16 protein-coding genes are annotated in these 17,702 nt (G+C 74.2%); 11 read left to right on the top strand and 5 right to left on the bottom strand.

The features are described 5' to 3' along the window. Nucleotides 1-68: 68 nt before the first annotated feature. From ACGFT1_RS31990 to mug, 5 genes are all read left to right on the top strand, one after another. Nucleotides 69-1,529: a hemolysin family protein gene (locus tag ACGFT1_RS31990; RefSeq protein WP_373912471.1), complete on the top strand. Its 1,461-nt coding sequence runs from the start codon at nucleotides 69-71 to the stop codon at nucleotides 1,527-1,529. Then, entirely contained in the window at nucleotides 1,526-2,560 is a 1,035-nt protein-coding gene (locus ACGFT1_RS31985; protein WP_373912470.1) for a hemolysin family protein, read from the top strand. The genes ACGFT1_RS31990 and ACGFT1_RS31985 overlap by 4 nt, the downstream gene beginning before the upstream one ends. A 64-nt stretch (nucleotides 2,561-2,624) precedes the next feature. Further along, on the top strand, nucleotides 2,625-3,413 hold the full coding sequence (locus ACGFT1_RS31980) for an SGNH/GDSL hydrolase family protein (protein ID WP_373912469.1): 789 nt from the start codon (nucleotides 2,625-2,627) through the stop codon (nucleotides 3,411-3,413). A gap of 102 nt (nucleotides 3,414-3,515) precedes the next feature. Continuing rightward, complete coding sequence (gene purB, locus ACGFT1_RS31975; protein ID WP_373912468.1) at nucleotides 3,516-4,958, top strand: adenylosuccinate lyase; 1,443 nt, start codon at nucleotides 3,516-3,518, stop codon at nucleotides 4,956-4,958. A 47-nt stretch (nucleotides 4,959-5,005) separates the two neighbouring features. Continuing rightward, entirely contained in the window at nucleotides 5,006-5,569 is a 564-nt protein-coding gene (gene mug, locus ACGFT1_RS31970) for a G/U mismatch-specific DNA glycosylase (RefSeq protein WP_373912533.1), read from the top strand. On the opposite strand, the gene ACGFT1_RS31965 is transcribed toward mug, so the two are convergent. From ACGFT1_RS31965 to ACGFT1_RS31955, 3 genes are all read right to left on the bottom strand, one after another. After that, nucleotides 5,530-5,982 (bottom strand): hypothetical protein, encoded by a 453-nt coding sequence (locus ACGFT1_RS31965; RefSeq protein ID WP_373912467.1) that lies wholly within the window; start codon nucleotides 5,980-5,982, stop codon nucleotides 5,530-5,532. The genes mug and ACGFT1_RS31965 overlap by 40 nt on opposite strands. A gap of 62 nt (nucleotides 5,983-6,044) precedes the next feature. After that, complete coding sequence (locus ACGFT1_RS31960; RefSeq protein WP_373912466.1) at nucleotides 6,045-6,755, bottom strand: ABC transporter permease; 711 nt, start codon at nucleotides 6,753-6,755, stop codon at nucleotides 6,045-6,047. A 2-nt stretch (nucleotides 6,756-6,757) separates the two neighbouring features. Then, nucleotides 6,758-7,678 (bottom strand): ATP-binding cassette domain-containing protein, encoded by a 921-nt coding sequence (locus tag ACGFT1_RS31955; RefSeq protein WP_373912465.1) that lies wholly within the window; start codon nucleotides 7,676-7,678, stop codon nucleotides 6,758-6,760. A gap of 107 nt (nucleotides 7,679-7,785) precedes the next feature. On the opposite strand from ACGFT1_RS31955, the gene ACGFT1_RS31950 reads away from it, so the two are divergent. From ACGFT1_RS31950 to ACGFT1_RS31940, 3 genes are all read left to right on the top strand, one after another. Continuing rightward, nucleotides 7,786-8,940 carry a sensor histidine kinase gene (locus ACGFT1_RS31950; protein ID WP_373912464.1) on the top strand — a complete coding sequence of 385 codons (1,155 nt, stop codon included), beginning with the start codon at nucleotides 7,786-7,788 and terminating at the stop codon, nucleotides 8,938-8,940. Between the two features lie 14 nt (nucleotides 8,941-8,954). Beyond that, nucleotides 8,955-9,611, top strand: a complete 657-nt coding sequence (locus ACGFT1_RS31945; RefSeq protein ID WP_373912463.1) for a response regulator — start codon at nucleotides 8,955-8,957, stop codon at nucleotides 9,609-9,611. A 98-nt stretch (nucleotides 9,612-9,709) separates the two neighbouring features. Beyond that, complete coding sequence (locus ACGFT1_RS31940; RefSeq protein WP_373912462.1) at nucleotides 9,710-10,867, top strand: ROK family transcriptional regulator; 1,158 nt, start codon at nucleotides 9,710-9,712, stop codon at nucleotides 10,865-10,867. 590 nt (nucleotides 10,868-11,457) lie between these two features. Here the strand turns inward: ACGFT1_RS31940 and ACGFT1_RS31935 are convergent. Together ACGFT1_RS31935 and ACGFT1_RS31930 are read right to left on the bottom strand one after the other, a co-directional pair. Continuing rightward, nucleotides 11,458-12,219 (bottom strand): GntR family transcriptional regulator, encoded by a 762-nt coding sequence (locus tag ACGFT1_RS31935; protein WP_373912461.1) that lies wholly within the window; start codon nucleotides 12,217-12,219, stop codon nucleotides 11,458-11,460. Between the two features lie 275 nt (nucleotides 12,220-12,494). Continuing rightward, on the bottom strand, nucleotides 12,495-13,379 hold the full coding sequence (locus ACGFT1_RS31930; protein WP_373912460.1) for an RNA polymerase sigma-70 factor: 885 nt from the start codon (nucleotides 13,377-13,379) through the stop codon (nucleotides 12,495-12,497). Nucleotides 13,380-13,560: 181 nt separating this feature from the next. On the opposite strand from ACGFT1_RS31930, the gene ACGFT1_RS31925 reads away from it, so the two are divergent. From ACGFT1_RS31925 to ACGFT1_RS31915, 3 genes are all read left to right on the top strand, one after another. Then, entirely contained in the window at nucleotides 13,561-14,391 is an 831-nt protein-coding gene (locus ACGFT1_RS31925) for an alpha/beta fold hydrolase (protein ID WP_373912459.1), read from the top strand. Between the two features lie 129 nt (nucleotides 14,392-14,520). Further along, entirely contained in the window at nucleotides 14,521-16,107 is a 1,587-nt protein-coding gene (locus ACGFT1_RS31920) for an alkaline phosphatase (RefSeq protein WP_373912458.1), read from the top strand. Nucleotides 16,108-16,269: 162 nt separating this feature from the next. Continuing rightward, nucleotides 16,270-17,694, top strand: a complete 1,425-nt coding sequence (locus ACGFT1_RS31915) for a GNAT family N-acetyltransferase (protein ID WP_373912457.1) — start codon at nucleotides 16,270-16,272, stop codon at nucleotides 17,692-17,694. Nucleotides 17,695-17,702 lie beyond the last annotated feature (8 nt).

Raw genomic sequence — 17,702 nt, 5'->3', positions numbered from 1 at the left:
GAGCCTCCCCGTGCGCGACACCGCGCGTCCTCCCCTGCCCTGTCCCACCATGGGACGGGGGTGACCCGATGACCGAAGTGCTCCTCCTTCTGGTGGCGATCCTGCTGTCGGTCGCCTGCGGTGCCTTCGTGGCGGCGGAGTTCTCGCTGACCACGGTCGAACGGGGTGAGCTGGAGCGGGCCGCCGCCCGCGGCGAGCGCGGCGCCGCGGGCGCCCTGAAGGCCGTACGGAACCTGACCTTCCAGCTCTCCGGCGCGCAGCTCGGCATCACCGTCACCAACCTGGTGGTCGGCATGCTCGCCGAGCCGTCCATCGCGAAGCTGCTCGCCGGCCCGTTCCGGGCGATGGGCCTGTCCGCCGGCGCGGCGAGTTCCGCGGCGCTGGTGCTGGGCACGGCCCTGTCCACGGTGTTCCTGATGGTCGTCGGCGAGCTGGTGCCGAAGAACTGGGCGATCTCCTCACCGTTGGCCGTGGTCCTGCGGGTGGGCAACGCGCAGCGCTGGTTCAGCGCGGCCTTCCGCCCCTTCATCACCCATCTGAACAACACCGCGAACCGTCTCGTACGGCGGTTCGGCGTCGAGCCCGCCGAGGAACTGGCCTCCGCGCGCGGGCCGCAGGAGCTGGCGGCCCTCGCCCGGCACTCCGCCAAGCAGGGCCTCCTGGAGGCGGACACGGCCGAGCTGTTCGTGCGCACACTGAACCTGGCCGACCTGACCGCGGAGAACGTGATGACACCGCGCGTCCAGGTCGTCGCCCTGGACCTCCAGGCGACCTGCGAGGACGTGGCGAACGCGACCCGGGCCACCGGCCTGTCCCGGTTCCCGGTCTACCGCGGCGTCCTGGACTCCGTCGTCGGCACCGCCCACATCAAGGATGTGCTGGCGGTCCCCGCGGACCAGCGGCGCCACCGCACGGTCGCCCAGGTGATGCGCGAGCCGCTGCTGGTACCCGAGTCCCTGACCGTCGACCGGCTGCTGGACCGGCTCGGCGGCCGGCGCACCATGGCCGTCGTCATCGACGAGTACGGCGGCACGGCCGGCGTGGCGACGCTGGAGGACATCGTCGAGGAGGTCGTCGGCGAGGTGCGCGACGAGCACGACCCGCACGAGACGTCCGGTCTCGCCCCCGCCGGCGCCGACGACGAGGGGCGGGCCCTGTACCTGGTCGACGGCGCGGCCCGCGCCGACCAGCTCGCGCGCGTGGGCCTGCGGCTGCCGGAGGGACCGTACGAGACACTGGCCGGCCTGGTCGCCACCGAGCTGGGGCGGATACCCACCGCCGGCGACCGCGTGCACGTGGCCGGCTGGCGGCTGGACGTGTCCGACGCCGCCGGCCGGCGGGCCGCCCGGGTACTGCTGCACGCACCTCTGGACGACGAGAGCGCCGCCGGGAAGGGCGGCGGGCAGGCCGACGCAGCGGCCGACGCGCGTGCCCACGCACGAGCCGCCGGGGGAGCCGGTGGAAGGGCCGGCGACCGAGCCGGCGGCAGGGCCGGACGGACCGACGAGAGGCCGGAGGGGACCCGATGACCGCCCTGCAACTGCTGATCGGCCTGGCGACCCTCGTCGTCAACGCCTTCTTCGTCGGCGCCGAGTTCGCGCTCATCTCCGTGCGCCGCTCACAGGTCGAGCCACTCGCCCAGGAGGGCGACCGGCGGGCGCGGAGTGTGCTGTGGGGTCTGGAGCACGTGTCGGCCCTGCTGGCCGCCACCCAGCTCGGCATCACGCTGTGCACCCTGGTGCTGGGTGTGGTCGCCGAGCCGGCGATCGCGCACCTGCTGGAGCCGGTGTTCCACGCGGCCGGCGTGCCGGCGGGCGTCGGTCACGCCGTGTCCTTCGTGATCGCGCTGGCCCTCGCGACCTACCTGCACATGCTGCTCGGCGAGATGGTCCCCAAGAACATCGCGCTCGCCGAGCCGGTGCGCAGCGCGCTGGCCCTCGGCCCTCCCCTGGTCGCGCTGTCCCGGGCACTCCGGCCGGTGATCTTCACTGTCAACACCTTCGCCAACGGTCTGCTGAAGCTGCTCCGGGTGGAGGCGAAGGGCGAGGTCGCGGCGACCTTCACCGACTCCGAACTGGCGGAGATCGTGAAGGACGCCAGCGAGGCGGGCCTGATCGACAACCGGGCGCAGGAACGGCTGCACGACGCCCTGGAGCTGGGCAGCCGCCCGGTGCGGGACGTGGTGGTACCGCTGGCACGCGTGGTCTACGCGCGCGTGGGCGTCACCCCGGAGCAGCTGGAGCGGCTGTCGGCCGAGTCGGGCTTCTCCCGTTTCCCGGTGGTCGACGCCGGCCGCCGGATCGTGGGCTATCTGCACGTGAAGGACGCGCTGGACATGACCCCGCGCGACCTGCCGTTCCGGCTGGGCGACATGCGGTCCATCGCGCGGGTACGGGAGCGGACGCCGCTGGACGACGTGCTCACCGCGATGCGGCGCGGCCGGACGCACGTCGCGGCCGTACTCGGCGACGACGGCCGGCTGGCCGGTCTGGTGACCATGGAGGACGTCCTGCGCCAGCTGTTCGGCCAGCCCGCCCAGACAGGACCCGACCTCACCTGACCTGACCAATGTGGCGGACCCGACCGACCGGCAGGTATGGGGCCGGGATAGCATCGCTGTCGCCATGCAGACGAATCCCACTCCTCCCCCCTGCACCAGCCTGGTCGCCCTCGGTGACTCGTTCACCGAGGGCATGTCGGACCTGCTGCCCGACGGCTCCTACCGCGGCTGGGCCGACCTGCTCGCCGCGCGGATGGCCGCCCGCACCCCCGGGTTCCGGTATGCCAACCTCGCCGTGCGCGGGAAGCTGATCCGGCAGATCGTCGACGAGCAGGTGCCCCTGGCGGCGGCCATGAGGCCCGACGTCATCACCCTGGTCGGCGGGCTCAACGACGCCCTGCGCCCCAAGTGCGACATGAACCGGGTCCGGGACCTGCTCACCGAGGCCGTGGAGCGGCTGGCGCCCTCCTGCGAGCAGCTGGTGCTGATGCGCAGCCCCGGCCGCCGGGGCCCGGTGCTCGAACGGTTCCGGCCGCGCATGGAGGAGCTGTTCGCCTGTGTGGAGGAGCTGGCGGACAAGCACGGCGCCCTGGTGGTCGACCTGTATGGGGCGCCATCGCTGGCCGACCCGCGGCTGTGGGACGTGGACCGGCTGCACCTCACGGCCGAGGGCCACCGCCGGGTGGCCGAGGCGGTGTGGCAGACGCTCGGGTACGAGGCGGAGGACGCCGAGTGGCATGTCCCGATGGCGCGGACGCTCCCGCCGGGCTGGGTCTCCCGCCGGGTGGCCGACGCCCGGTTCGCCAGGCAGCACCTGCTCCCGTGGATAGGCCGCCGCCTGACCGGCCGTTCGTCGGGCGACGGCCGCCCGCCCAAGCGTCCGGAACTGCTGCCGTACGAGGGACAGGCCTAGCGGCCCGGCGGGGCGCCGCCGGGAAGTGGCACCGGTCTCGTAGCTTCCGCCGAACACCCCCATGGCGCTGGCCTGCACGAACCGCCAGTAGACTCTGGACACGTGACTTCTGCGCCCGCCAAGCCCCGCATCCCGAACGTCCTCGCCGGACGCTACGCCTCCGCCCAGCTCGCCACGCTCTGGTCCCCCGAGCAGAAGGTGAGACTGGAGCGGCAGCTCTGGCTCGCCGTGCTGCGGGCCCAGAAGGACCTCGGCATCGAGGTTCCGGACGAGGCCATCGCCGACTACGAGCGTGTCCTCGACACCGTCGACCTGGCCTCGATCGCCGAGCGCGAGAAGGTCACCCGGCACGACGTGAAGGCGCGGATCGAGGAGTTCAACGACCTCGCCGGGCACGAGCACGTGCACAAGGGCATGACCTCCCGCGACCTCACCGAGAACGTCGAGCAGTTGCAGATCCGGCTCTCGCTGGAGCTGATGCGCGACCGCACGGTGGCCGTGCTGGCCCGCCTCGGCAAGCTGGCCGGCGAGTACGCCGAGCTGGTGATGGCCGGCCGTTCGCACAACGTCGCCGCGCAGGCCACGACCCTGGGCAAGCGGTTCGCGACCGCCGCCGACGAGCTGCTCGTGGCCCACGGGCGCGTGGAGGACCTGCTGGCCCGCTACCCGCTGCGCGGCATCAAGGGTCCGGTCGGCACCGCGCAGGACATGCTGGACCTGCTGGGCGGCGACGCCGGCAAGCTCGCCGAGCTGGAGACCCGGATCGCCCGGCACCTCGGTTTCTCGCAGGCCTTCACCTCGGTCGGCCAGGTCTACCCGCGCTCGCTGGACTACGAGGTCGTCACCGCGCTGGTGCAGCTGGCGGCGGCGCCGTCGTCGCTGGCGAAGACGGTGCGGCTGATGGCCGGGCACGAACTGGTCACCGAGGGTTTCAAGCCGGGCCAGGTCGGCTCCTCCGCGATGCCGCACAAGATGAACACCCGCTCCTGCGAGCGTGTCAACGGCCTGATGGTCATCCTGCGCGGCTACGCCTCGATGACGGGCGAGCTGGCGGGCGACCAGTGGAACGAGGGCGACGTGTCCTGCTCGGTGGTGCGCCGGGTCGCGCTGCCGGACGCCTTCTTCGCGCTGGACGGCCTGCTGGAGACCTTCCTGACCGTCCTCGACGAGTTCGGCGCCTTCCCGGCCGTCGTCGCCCGTGAGCTGGACCGCTACCTTCCGTTCCTGGCCACCACCAAGGTGCTCATGGGGGCGGTGCGGGCCGGTGTCGGCCGCGAGGTCGCGCACGAGGCGATCAAGGAGAACGCCGTGGCCACGGCGCTCGCGATGCGCGAGCAGGGCGCCGAGCGCAACGACCTGCTGGACAAGCTGGCCGCGGACGAGCGGCTGCCGCTCGACCGTGAGCAGCTGGCCACGCTGATGGCCGACAAGCTGTCCTTCACCGGCGCCGCCGCCGACCAGGTGGCTCTGGTCGCCGGCCGGATCGAGGAGATCGTCAAGCGGCACCCGGAGGCCGCCGGTTACACCCCGGGAGCGATCCTCTGACCCCCGTGTCCCGCCCCCCTCGCGCTCCCCGCTTCACCCAGGCGGAACTGGAGGCCGCCCGCGACCGTCTCGTCCCGGACCTGGTCGCGGACGGTCTGCGGGTGCTGTTCTGCGGCATCAACCCCGGTCTGATGACGGCGGCGACCGGCCACCACTTCGCCCGGCCCGGCAACCGGTTCTGGCCGGTGCTGCACCTGTCGGGGTTCACGCCCCGGCTGCTGAAGCCGGCCGAGCAGGGGGAGCTGCTGTCCTACGGGCTCGGCATCACCAACATGGTGCCGCGGGCGTCCGCACGGGCGGACGAGCTGACCGCCGAGGAGTACGCCGAGGGCGGGCGGCTGCTGACCGAGAAGGTGACGCGGCTGAGGCCGAGGTGGCTGGCCGTCGTCGGAGTGACCGCGTACCGGGCCGCCTTCGCCGACCGTACGGCCCGGGTGGGCCCGCAGGAGCGGACGATCGGCGCCACCCGGGTGTGGGTGCTGCCCAACCCGAGCGGGCTGAACGCGCACTGGACGGCGGCCACGATGGCGGAGGAGTTCGCCCGGCTGCGGGAGGCCGCGGACGGGGCCGGTCACGGCGGGTCGGCCTCCGTCACTATCCCCAGCAGCTGACAGGGCAGTTCCCTGTCCCACCGGGACACCCCGAGGGCGACCCAGCGGTCCGCCCCCGGGGCCCGCCACAGCTGGACGTCGGGGACGTGACCGCTCAGCCCGGCCCACGGCTCGGCGACGTCCTCGCCCGCCACGGTCCGGTCGAGCACGCTGTACAGGCTGAGGTACTGCGGCTGTCCCCACCGCTCTTCGAGGCGCTCGGCGAGGCCGTCCCGCTCTGCTTCGTACTGCGCCTCCGTCTCGTCCCGCTCGCTGCCGTCGGCGTCTCCTCCGCCCAGGAAGTCCCCGCTCGTCCGTAAGGCGGCTATGTGATAGCCGGGCCCGCTCTCGCCGTGCTCCGTCCTGCCGGGCGCCGCCGGGAACTCCCGGGCGCACAGCACGTCGATGAGGTTCAGACACGTCGCGATGTCCATGCCGTCAAGTAAAGCGGGCACCACTGACAATTGGCGGTCCGTCAGGCGTGCCCCGTCCGGCGTCAGGCGTCCCGGCGCCGCAGGCTCCATCCGCCCGCCACCAGGGCCGCCGCCGTCCACAGCGCGGTCACCGCGAGTCCGCTCCACGGGCCGAGGGTGCCGTTCCAGGTACTGTGCAGGGCGACTTGGCCGGCCCGGTCGGGGAGGAAGTCGGCGACGCCGCCGGACAGGTCGCCGACGACGAAGGACACGATCAGCAGGAACGGGATCAGCACGGAGAGGGTCGCGGTGCCGCTGCGCAGGGCGGCCGCCACGCCGGCGGCGAACAGCGCCATCAGCGTCAGGTGCAGGCCGCAACCGACGGCTCCGCGCAGCCCCTCGGCCCAGCCGGGCGCGGACGCGCCGAGGGCGGCGCGGCCCCCCAGGAGCGTGACGAGGCCGGTGAGCAGCCCGACCGCCAGCGTGGGAAGGGCGATCGCGGTGGCCTTCGCCGCGAACCAGCGCACCCGGTCGGGTACCGCCGCCAGGCTGAGCCGCAGCGCTCCGCCCCGGAACTCCGACGAGACGGCCGTCGTCCCGAAGGCGATCGCGGCGATCTGCCCGAAACTGATGCCGAAGAACATCGAGTACAGCGGGTCGGAGTCGTCCGCGTCGACTGAGGCGAGCGCGGAGAACGCGGCGGTGGCCACGAGCATCGCGGCGAGGCTGCCCAGCAGGGAGCGCAGCGTACGGATTTTGATCCACTCGGCGTGCAGCACGGGTGCGAACGGCATGGTCAGGCCTCCTGGGACGGGGCGGTGAACTCGGCCTCGGCCGCGGTCAGATCGAGGTAGGCCTCCTCCAGGGTGGCCTCCCGCGCGGCGAGTTCCAGAACGGGCAGGCCCGCCTCGGACATCAGCCGGCCGAGGTCGTCCACGCGCGCGTGCCGCACGATCCAGGTGCCGTCCTCGCCCGGGGACGCGTCGTGGCCGTGCCGGGCGAGCAGGGCACCGAGGGCGGCGGAATCGGTGGTCCGGACGCGGACGTGGGGCCGTACGCGCGCGTGGATGAACTCCCGGACCGGTGTGTCGGCGAGCAGACGGCCCCGGCCGAGGATCAGCAGGTGGTCGGCGAACGCGGCGGTCTCGCCCATCAGATGGCTGGAGACCAGGACCGTACGGCCCTCCGCGGCCAGCCGGCGCAGCATCGTCCGGATCCAGACGATGCCTTCCGGGTCCAGGCCGTTGGCGGGTTCGTCGAGCAGGACGACCTCGGGTTCGCCGAGCAGGGCCGCGGCGATGCCCAGCCGCTGGCGCATGCCCAGGGAGTACGTCCGTACCCGGCGCCGCGCCACCGGGGCGAGCCCGGTCTCCTCCAGGACGGCGTCCACACGGCCGGCCGGGATGCGGTTGCTGGCGGCGAGGGACCGCAGGTGGTCGCGGGCGGTGCGGGAGCCGTGCGCGGCGCGGGCGTCGAGCAGGGCGCCCACCCGGTGCAGGGGGTCGCGGAGCCGGGCGTAGGCGTGGCCGCCGATGGTGGCCGTGCCGGCGGTGGGCCGGTCCAGGCCGAGCAGGAGGCGCAGGGTGGTGGACTTCCCGGCGCCGTTGGGGCCGAGGAAGCCGGTGACCCGGCCGGGGCGGACCGCGAAGGTGAGGCCGTCCACGGCCCGCCGTCCGCCGTACTCCTTGGTGAGGTCTCGTACATCGATGCTGGTCATGGCACCAGCCTGGCCGCCCGGGCGCGTCGGCTCCTCCCCCGCCGGTGGGGACCCTCTCCCCCGTGCGGGGGACGGCCGTTGTCGGTGCCGCCTGCCACGATGAGGTCATGGCCCGCCTTCTGCGCCCGCTGCTGCGCGGGACGACGTACACGCGCCTGCTGCATCTGTGGGTGCCGATAGCAGCGGTCAGCGTCTGGCTCTTCATCGACATGTCGACCCCCTGGGTGCCCGCGCTGCTGCTCGTCCCGTTCGGACTCGTGCCCGCGGTGCGGCGAGGGGAGGGTGTGCAGGCACGGCTGCTGCTCACGCCCGGCGAGCCGGAGCCGGGCGTCTCCGAGGCCCCGTCGGCGACCTGGCCGGACCGGCTGCGTACCGTGCTCTGGCTGGAACTGCGCATGCTCCTGGGCGCGGTGACCGCACTCGCCACCGTGTGGCTTCCCGTCCTCTGCTTCGAGCTGGCGCGCTGCGCGTGGACCGGGGGGCCGCCCGGGGCACCACTGCTGGACCGGCTGCCGGCGCACCGCGCCTGGGCCCTGCTGGCCCCGCTCCCCCTGCTCGCCCTGTACGGCGTGGTGGTCGCGCTCGGGGAGCTGGTCACGGCCGCCGGGCGGCGACTCCTCGGACCGTCCGCGGCCGAGCGGCTCGCCGCCCTGGAGGAGCGCACCGAACAGCTCCTGGAACGCACCCGGATCGCCCGGGAGTTGCACGACTCGATCGGGCACGCCCTGACGGTCGCGGTGGTGCAGGCCGGTGCCGCGCGCGCGGCGGGCGACCCGGAGTTCACCGACCGCGCGCTGAGGGCCATCGAGGAGACCGGCCGGGCCGCGCTGGAGGACCTGGAGCGGGTGCTGGGCGTCCTGCGGGAGGCCGGGCGGCCGGTGAGCGCCCGGCCCACGCTCGCGGACGCCGGGCTGCTGCTGGAGGCGGCGCGGGCCTCCGGGGCGAAGGTCGACGCCGAGGTGACGGGTGGGGTCGAGGCGGTACCGGGGCCGGTCTCCCGTGAGGGCTACCGCATCCTCCAGGAGGCGCTCACCAATGTGCTGCGGCACGCGGGCGCCGTGCCGGTGCGGGTCCGCGTCTCGGTCACGGGCGGCACGCTCGCGCTGGAGGTCCGCAACCCGCTGCCCGGGCCCGTACCCGGCTCCGGGCGGGGCAGCGGGCTGCGCGGGATACGGGAACGGGCCGCGCTGCTCGGCGGCACCGCCCGAAGCGGTCCGGACGAGGGCGACTGGCAGGTGCGCGCGGAGCTGCCGCTGGGCTGATCTACGCTGGCCGGATGCCGGTCACCGTTCTCCTCGTCGACGACGAACCCCTGGTCCGCGCGGGTCTGCGGGCCGTGCTGACGGCACAGCCCGACATCGAAGTGGTGGGCGAGGCGGCCGACGGCGCGGCGGTCGTCCCACTGGTCCGGCAACTGCGGCCGGACGTGGTCGCCATGGATGTACGCATGCCGCTGCTGGACGGGATCGAGGCCACGCGCGCGGTGCTGCGCACGGTGGCCGAGCCACCGAAGATCCTGGTGGTGACCACGTTCGAGGACGACGAGTACGTGTACGAGGCGCTGCGCGCGGGCGCCGACGGGTTCCTGCTGAAGCGGGCGCGGCCGGCCGAGATCGTGCACGCGGTACGGCTGGTGGCGGAGGGCGGGTCGCTGCTTTTCCCGGCCTCCGTACGGCGCCTCGCCACCCGGTACGGCGACGCCCGCGGTCCGGCGCGGGCCGCGCTGGAGCGGGCCCGGCTGACCGAGCGGGAGGCGGAGGTGCTGCGGCTGATGGCACGGGGGCTGTCGAACGCGGAGATCGCCGGCCGGCTGTTCGTCGGCACCGAGACGGTGAAGTCACATGTGAGCGCCGTCCTGGCCAAGCTGGGGGCGCGCGACCGCACCCAGGCGGTGATCGCGGCCTACGAGTCGGGCTTCGTGGAGCCGGGGTGAGCGAGTTGCGCCCGCCGCGGGCGGTACCGGGCACTCGCCGGGGCGGACCGGGCCGAGTACGATCCGGCCAACACGGCCGCGAGCTGGGAGGACGGACGGTGGGGCAGCTGACCGGCGGCGATCCCTCGCTGCTGCGACGGATCAATTCCGCGGTGGTGCTGCACGCGCTGCGGGCGACGGACTGCGCGACGCTCACCGAGATCACCCGCGTCACCGGGCTGTCCCGGCCGACCGTCGAGGGCGTCGTGGAGGGCCTCATCGAGGGCGGGCTCGTCGTGGAGGCGGCGGCCGACGAGGGCGGCGCGCGCCGGCAGGGCCGGCCCGCCCGCCGGTTCCGGTTCCGGGCCGAGGCGGGGCATCTGCTGGGCCTGGAGATCGGGCCGCACCGGGTCGCCGCGGTGCTGTCCGCGCTGGACGGACGGATGCTGGGCGCGCAGGCCAAGGACGTCGACGAGAGGGCCCCGGCGGACGAGCGGCTCGACCGGCTGCGCGGAGCGGTCGCCGAACTGCTGCGCCGGGCCGGCGTCGCCCGCGGTTCGCTGCGGGCGGTGGGCGTCGGCACGCCGGGCATCGTGGACGCGGACGGCACGGTACGGCTGAGCACGGCCCTGCCGCAGTGGACCGGCCTGAAGCTCGGCGAGCGGCTGAGCCGGTCCTTCAAGTGCCCGGTGCTGGTGGAGAACGACGCCAACGCGGCGGCCGTCGCCGAGCACTGGAAGGGCGCGGCGAGCGAGTCGGACGACGTGGTGTTCGTGCTGGCCGGGCTGAGCCCGGGGGCGGGTTCGCTGATCGGCGGACGGCTGCACCGGGGGTACGGCGGGGCGGCCGGGGAGATCGGCGCGCTGCATCTGCTGGGCCGGGGGGCGACGCCGGAGACGCTGCTGTCCACCACCGACGAACCGCTGCACCCGCTGGACGAGCAGGCCGTCGCCGAGGTGTTCGCACTGGCCCGCGAGGGTGACCAGCGGGCGCGGGCAGCCGTCGAACGGTTCATCCAGCGGCTCGTGCACGACGTGGCCGCGCTGGTGCTGGCACTCGATCCCGAACTGGTCGTGATCGGTGGCTGGGCGGCCGGCCTGGACGGCGTCCTGGAGCCCCTGCGCCGCGAACTGGCCCGCTACTGCCTGCGTCCGCCCCAGGTGGCCCTGTCCCTCCTGGGCGAGGCGGCCGTCGCCACCGGGGCACTTCGCCTCGCGATGGACCACGTCGAGGAACAACTGTTCGCGGTGGACGCCACGGTGACCGCCCGCCGCTGACGGGCGGACGGGAGTGGCGGCCCCCGGGTGCGGTCCGCGGGGATGCGCGGTGCGGGTGCGACCGGGTGCGGGCGCCGGCGCCCCGGCTGCGGTTGCCGGCCGACCAGGGGCCGCGGCTCGGGCGCTGAACACTGCAGTCCGGCTGCGGGGCGCCGGGTACGGCGAGCGTGCCGCCGCGGCCCGCCGGGGGGCGGCGGACCGGCTGTCGGGGCGCCGGGGGCCGTCCTTGCGGCACCGGCCCGCCCGGGGGCGGCCGACCGGCTGCCAGGCGCCGGGGCCGTTCCTGTGGCACCCGGGCGGCAGCCGGGCCGTCGGGGCGGCAGGTCCGGTGATCGCGTCGCAGGGGGGCGGCAGTCGTACGGCTGTGGCCCACCGGGTGCGGCGGTCGGGCCGCCGCGACGCCGGGGACGGGGCTCCCGGCGCCGGGAGTGTGCCGCTCCGGCGCCGGGCGTGGCCGCCGGCCGCGCGGACGGCGAGGCGCCCCGGGGCGAGCGTGCTGGTCCGGCGCGTCCGGAAGGGCGCCGTCCCCCGGTTACCCGCAGCCGTGCGGCCCCGGGCCGGGTGCGTTCGCGGGCCCCGGGGGGGCCGGGTCAGGACGCCTGGCGTTCCGGGTCGTGGTGTATCTCCACGCCCGCCGACTCGCCGAAGGTCAGCCGGCAGGTGTCGGCGCGGTAGGTGGCGACCGACAGTGCCGCGGTACGGCCCTGGGCGAAGAAGCGGGTGGTGACGACCAGGACGGGTGAGCCCGGGAGCCGGTCGAGTTCCCTGGCGTCCTCCGCGCGCGCGGAGCCCAGCTCGACGGCGCGGTCCTTCCCCTCCAGCGGCAGGTGCTGCAACTCGCGCAGCACCGCACGCGCGCGTGCGGCGCCGGACGGGGCGTCGATCGCGGTGAGGTCGGCCAGGGAGGCCGCCGGGATGTGGAGCAGCTCGGTGGCGACCTGCTGGCCGTGGGACATGCGGGAGCGCCGGACGGTATGGACGGCCTCGTCCGCGCCTGTCTCCAGGGCCGCGGCGACGGGGGCGGGCGGCGGTGCCTGCACACAGTCGAGGAGCTGCCAGTCGTCCCCGGCGGCGCCGGGCCAGGTGTGCTGTTCGGTGCCGACGGCCACACCCACGCGCGGTGGCGCGACGGTCGTGCCCACCCCGCGGCGGCGTTGCAGCCGGCCCTCCAGCTCCAGCTGTTCGAGGGCCTGGCGGAGCGTCGCGCGGGCCACGCCGAAGCGGGCCGCGAGGTCACGCTCGTTGGGCAGGATCTCGCCGACCGAGAACTCGGAGTCCAGTGCCTCGGTAAGCACGGTCTTGAGATGCAAGTACTTCGGTTCCGGCACCGTTTCCAGCTGCGTGGTCCCCACCCTGTCCTCCGCAAGAGCCGTGGTCCGGCGGCTTTTAGCGCCCTTGTTTATTAAAGGTTGTTGCACTTATCTGCGACCATAGGGCTGCCGCCACCCTTGGTCAAGACCAATCCTCGGTCCGTGGGGAACCCGTGGCGGACCCGCCGCGGAGCGTTCACGAGCCGTTCGCGCGGGACGGTGTCTGTGACATCGCGGCAAAACCCCCGTCGTACCGCGGAGTCACCACGGCACGGCGAAGCCCCCGCCGTACGACGGGGGCTCACGAAGTGGCCGGTTCAGCGGGCGGCGAGCGAGCGCAGCTTGTCCGGGTTGCGGACGACGTACACGGCCGTGACCCGGCCGTCGGATATGTCCAGCTGGAACAGGCTGTCGGGGCGGTCGTCGCTGAGGACGAGCACGGCGGGGCCCGCGTTGACCTCCACGAGCCGCAGGGCGAGTCCCGGCGGGCCGGACCGCGAGACGCCGACGAGGAAGCGGGCGACCTTGTCGGCGGTGTGCAGGATCCGCAGCGGCGCCTTCGCCTTGCCGCCGCTGTCGCCGACCAGCCGGACGTCCGGGGCGAGCAGGGACATCAGCCCGTTGAGGTCGCCTTCGACCGCGGCGGCGATGAAGCGTTCGGTCAGGTCCCGGCGCCGGGCGGGATCGACGTCGTAGCGCGGGCGCCGTTCCGCCACATGCCGGCGGGCGCGCCCGGCCAGTTGCCGTACCGCCGCCTCGCCGCGATCGAGCAGCGCGGCGATCTCGGCGTACGGGTAGCCGAACGCCTCCCTGAGCACGAAGACCGCCCGCTCCAGCGGTGAGAGCGACTCCAGGACGACGAGGACGGCCAGGGACACGGTGTCGGCGAGCACGGCGCGGTCGGCGGAGTCCGGCGCGGTGTCGCCGAACTCGGTGAGGTACGGCTCCGGCAGCCACGGTCCGACGTACGCCTCGCCGCGCGACCGCACCTGCCGCAGCCGGTCGATGGCCAGGCGGGTGGTGATGCGCACGAGGTAGGCACGCGGTTCGCGGACGTCCGTGCGGTCGGCCTGGTACCAGCGCAGCCAGGCGTCCTGCACCACGTCCTCGGCGTCGGCGACGCGCCCGAGCATGCGGTAGGCGACGCCCATGAGGAAGGGCCGGTGTTCTTCGAAGACGTCGGTGGCGAGGTCTGCGGTCACGACCCCATCCCATCCCGGCGCATCTGCCTGTGTCCACCCGGAACGACCCGCTCCGGGGGCGGGGCGGGTGGGGGCGAGGCCGGGATCGCGTGCCGGAGGGACGCCGGGGGCTACCCGCCGGTAGTGATTGCTGACAAACTGTCTACGGCGTCCGTCAGCAGCCCAGACGAGGAGCACCCCCATGTCCGCCACCGTCTCCTTCCCGGTCCCCACTCCGCACGGTCCGAAGGACGTGACCGTGTCCTACGCGCGCGTGGGCCGCGGCGAGCCGCTGGTCCTGCTGCACGGCATCGGCCACCACCGGCAGGCCTGGGACCCGGTCGTGGACATCCTCGCCACCGAGCGCGACGTGATCGCCGTCGACCTGCCGGGCTTCGGCGCGTCGCCGGCCCTGCCCGACGGCCTGGCGTACGACCTGTCCACCACCCACACCGTGCTCGGCTCCCTGTTCCAGGCGCTGGAGCTGGACCGGCCGCATGTCGCCGGCAACTCGCTGGGCGGCCTGCTCGCGCTGGAGCTGGGCCGGGAGAAGCTCGTACGCTCCGTCACCGCCCTCTCGCCGGCGGGCTTCTGGACGGAGGCCGAGCGGCGGTACGCGTTCGCGGTGCTGCTCGCGATGCGCGGCATCGCCCAGCGGCTCCCGCTGCCGCTGGTGGAGCGGCTGGCGCGCACGCCGGCCGGCCGGACGGCGCTGACGAGCACCATCTACGCCCGCCCCGGCCGCCGTTCACCGGAGGCCGTGGTCGCCGAGACGCTCGCGCTCGTGGGGGCCGCCGGTTTCGAGGCGACCCTGCGGGCGGGCACGACCGTCCGGTTCGCCGACACCCTGCCGGGCCTGCCGGTCACGGTGGCCTGGGGCACCCGGGACCGTATTCTCGTGCGCCGTCAGGGCATCCGGGCCAAGCAGCTCATCCCGCACGCCCGGCTGGTCCGGCTGCCCGGCTGCGGGCACTGCCCGATGAACGACGACCCGGCGCTGATCGCCCGGGTCATCCTGGACGGCAGCCGCTGAGCCACCCGACCGGGTGAGCGGTGGCCGGCCGAGCGGGCCGTTGTTCACCCGGCGTTCGCGCGCGCGCCGCGGCGCCCGAGTAGGTGTGGCTCCGCACATCGGCCGGATCCCGTCCCTGGAGGCGCAGCCATGTCCCACCGTCCGCTCCCCGGCCGCCGCAGTGTTCTGCGCGGCTCCCTCGTCACGTCGGCGGCCCTGACCCTGCCCGTGGGCCTCGGCGCGGCACCGGCGTTCGCCCGCTCCGGACGCCCCGAGGCCGCCTGGGGCGTGCAGACGGGCGACGTGAGCGCCGACTCCGGTCTGGTCTGGGTGCGTTCGGACCGTCCGGCCAGGATGGTCGTGGAGACCGCGGCCACCGAGTCGTTCCGCGACCCGCGCAGATGGCACGGCCCGCTGCTGGACGCCCGCACGGACTTCACCGGCACCACCCGGCTGCACGGCCTGCCGTCCGGTGAGCAGATCCACTACCGGGTGCTGCTCGCCGACCCCGACGACCCGCGCCGCACCGGCGCACCCGTGACCGGTACGTTCCGCACGGTCTCCCGGCGCCGCCGGGACGGCGTGCGCTTCCTGTGGTCGGGCGACCTGGCCGGCCAGGGCTGGGGCATCGATCCCGATCGCGGCGGCTACCGCATCTACGACGCGATGGCGAGGCTGGACCCCGACTTCTTCCTGTTCAGCGGCGACGCCGTCTACGCCGACGGGCCGATCGCCGCCACCCAGGCACTGCCCGACGGCAGCGCCTGGCGGAACGTCACCACCGAGGAGAAGTCGAAGGTCGCCGAGACGCTCGACGAGTACCGGGGCAACTTCCGCTACAACCTGCTCGACGCCAACCTGCGCCGCTTCAACGCCCAGGTGCCCTCGGTCGTGCAGTGGGACGACCACGAGGTCCGCAACAACTGGTACCCGGGCGAGGTGATCACCTCCTCCGACACCCGGTACACCGAGAAGAGCATCGACGTCCTCGCGGCGCGCGCCCGGCGGGCGTTCAGCGAGTACTCCCCGGTCTCCACCCTGCGTCCGGGCGCCCGTGAGGGCCGGATCCACCGGGTACTGCGCCAGGGCCCGCTGCTCGACGTGTTCGTGCTCGACATGCGCACCTACCGCAACGCCAACTCGCCGGACGACCGGACCGTCGACCCGCAGGGCATCCTGGGCCGCGAGCAGCTGGAGTGGCTCAAGCGGGAGCTGGCCCGCTCGCGCGCGGTGTGGAAGGTGATCGCCGCCGACATGCCCCTCGGGCTCGTGGTGCCCGACACGACGGAGAACCGGCCGAACTTCGAGGCGGTGGCGCAGGGTGACCCGGGGGCCCCGCTCGGCCGGGAGCTCCAGATCGCCGAGCTGCTGCGGTTCGTGAAGCACCGGCGGATCACCGGCACGGTGTGGCTGACGGCGGACGTGCACCACACCTCCGCCCAGCACTACCAGCCCTCGCGGGCCGCGTTCACCGACTTCGAGCCCTTCTGGGAGTTCGTCTCAGGACCGCTGAACGCCGGTGCGTTCCCGGCGAGCGCGCTGGACGGCACGTTCGGCCCGGAGCGGGTGTTCGTGAAGGCGCCGACCGCGTCGAACGTCTCGCCCGCGGGCGGCTACCAGTTCTTCGGTGAGGTCGACATCGACGGGGCCAGCGGCGAGCTGACGGTGCGGCTGCGTGAGCAGGACGGCACGGTGCTGTTCACACGGACGTTGCAGCCGGGCCGGGTCGGCCAGTAGCGGTGCGGCGGGCGGGCCCGGCGGTCGGTGGGCCGGTGGGCCGGTGGGCCGGTCACCGGGCCCGCCTCCTGTAGAAAGGGCAACAAATAGGACGGAGCATGCTTTACCCATCGGTCACAATCAGTTCGTGATCACGCAACACCGTTCCTTCACAGTGGCTGCATGACTCCAGACATGCCTGATGTGACCCGGGCCAGGCACGGGCGGCCCGTGCACCACTGGCGGCGGGACGTCGTCGAACTCGCCGCGCTGTTCACCGCGGTCGCCGTGGCGGACGCCACGGCGAACCTGATCGGACACGGACCGGACGGGCCGGCCCTGCTGGTGATGTCGGCCGTCGTGCTGGCCGCGACGGCGGGTTTCCACGTGTGGTGGTCACGCCGCCACGGACACGCGCCGCCGGTCGGTGATACCGGCGCCCGGCCGGCCGCCGCCCCGCGGCCGGGCGGGCCCTCCACCCGGACCGGCGCCACGGCCGGTGGGGTCACCGACGCCGGCACGCTGTGGCGGATGCGTACGACGGTGCGGGACGCGCCCGGTTCGCTGGCCGCGCTGTGCACGGCGCTGGCCGAACGACGGGTGGACATCCTGAGCCTCCAGACGCACCCGCTGGCCGACGGCACCGTGGACGAGTTCCTGCTGCGGTCCCCGGGCGCACTGGCCGCGGCGGAGATCACCCGGGCGGTCGCGCTGGCCGGGGGTACGGCCACCTGGATCGAACGGGCCGACGCCCACGACCTGGTCGACGCGCCCACCCGGGTGCTCGGGCTGGCCACCCGCACCGCCCTGGACGCCGCCGAACTTCCGCTGGCTCTGCGCCAGTTGCTGGGGCGCTGCACGATCCGGTCACTGCCCGGCACCCCGGTCGGCGGCGGCCGTGGTCCCGAACCGGTGCCGGCCGGGGGCGTCCTCGAGGAGACCGTGATGCGGCTGCGGGCACCGGAGGGCGGTGTGCTCACCGTGGAGCGGCCGTATCTGCCGTTCACACCGACCGAGTTCGCTCGGGCACGGGCGCTGGTGGAGCTGGACAGCCGGCTCGGGCCGCGGATCCCGCGCGGTCAGGACGTGCTGACCCTGCCGGAGGGCAACGACATCACCGTGCGCCGGGTCGACACCGGTGACCTGGCCGCGGCCAGGGAGATGCACGAGCGGTGCTCGCCCCGCACGCTCGGCATGCGCTACCACGGCCCGGTCGGTGACGCGGACCGCTATCTGACCCACCTGCTCAGCCCCCGCTTCGGCCGGACGCTGGCCGCGCAGACCGCGTCCGGCCGGATCGTGGGCCTCGGGCACCTGCTGTGGGACGGCGACGAGACGGAGGTCGCGCTGCTGATCGAGGACGACTGGCAGCAGCGGGGCATCGGCGGGGAACTGCTCGGCCGGCTGGTGGCGCTGGCGGTGGAGGCCGGCTGCGAGAGCGTGTACGCCGTGACGCAGGCCTCCAACACCGGCATGGTCGCCGCCATGCGCGGCCTCGGCCTGCCCCTCGACTACCAGATCGAGGAAGGCACCCTGGTCATCACGGCCCGCCTGGACACCACGGCACTGGCCGCGGCCCCCCGGAGCAACCCACCACACCTCGGCTGACGGCGAGT

Origin of the sequence: Streptomyces sp. Y20, assembly GCF_043195475.1 — a bacterium.
GTDB lineage: Bacteria > Actinomycetota > Actinomycetes > Streptomycetales > Streptomycetaceae > Streptomyces.
Note: the sequence above shows the minus strand (reverse complement) of the source record. Positions and strands in the feature narration are given on the sequence as shown.

Bases quoted from the DNA above. Each gene is read 5' to 3' on its own strand.
- ACGFT1_RS31985 (WP_373912470.1), top strand. From the start codon at position 1,526: ATGACCGCCCTGCAACTGCTGATCGGCCTGGCGACCCTCGTCGTCAAC.
- ACGFT1_RS31965 (WP_373912467.1), bottom strand. From the start codon at position 5,982: ATGGACATCGCGACGTGTCTGAACCTCATCGACGTGCTGTGCGCCCGG.
- ACGFT1_RS31920 (WP_373912458.1), top strand. From the start codon at position 14,521: ATGTCCCACCGTCCGCTCCCCGGCCGCCGCAGTGTTCTGCGCGGCTCC.
- ACGFT1_RS31980 (WP_373912469.1), top strand. From the start codon at position 2,625: ATGCAGACGAATCCCACTCCTCCCCCCTGCACCAGCCTGGTCGCCCTC.
- ACGFT1_RS31945 (WP_373912463.1), top strand. From the start codon at position 8,955: ATGCCGGTCACCGTTCTCCTCGTCGACGACGAACCCCTGGTCCGCGCG.
- ACGFT1_RS31925 (WP_373912459.1), top strand. From the start codon at position 13,561: ATGTCCGCCACCGTCTCCTTCCCGGTCCCCACTCCGCACGGTCCGAAG.
- ACGFT1_RS31960 (WP_373912466.1), bottom strand. From the start codon at position 6,755: ATGCCGTTCGCACCCGTGCTGCACGCCGAGTGGATCAAAATCCGTACG.
- ACGFT1_RS31950 (WP_373912464.1), top strand. From the start codon at position 7,786: ATGGCCCGCCTTCTGCGCCCGCTGCTGCGCGGGACGACGTACACGCGC.
- ACGFT1_RS31955 (WP_373912465.1), bottom strand. From the start codon at position 7,678: ATGACCAGCATCGATGTACGAGACCTCACCAAGGAGTACGGCGGACGG.
- ACGFT1_RS31915 (WP_373912457.1), top strand. From the start codon at position 16,270: ATGACTCCAGACATGCCTGATGTGACCCGGGCCAGGCACGGGCGGCCC.
- ACGFT1_RS31990 (WP_373912471.1), top strand. From the start codon at position 69: ATGACCGAAGTGCTCCTCCTTCTGGTGGCGATCCTGCTGTCGGTCGCC.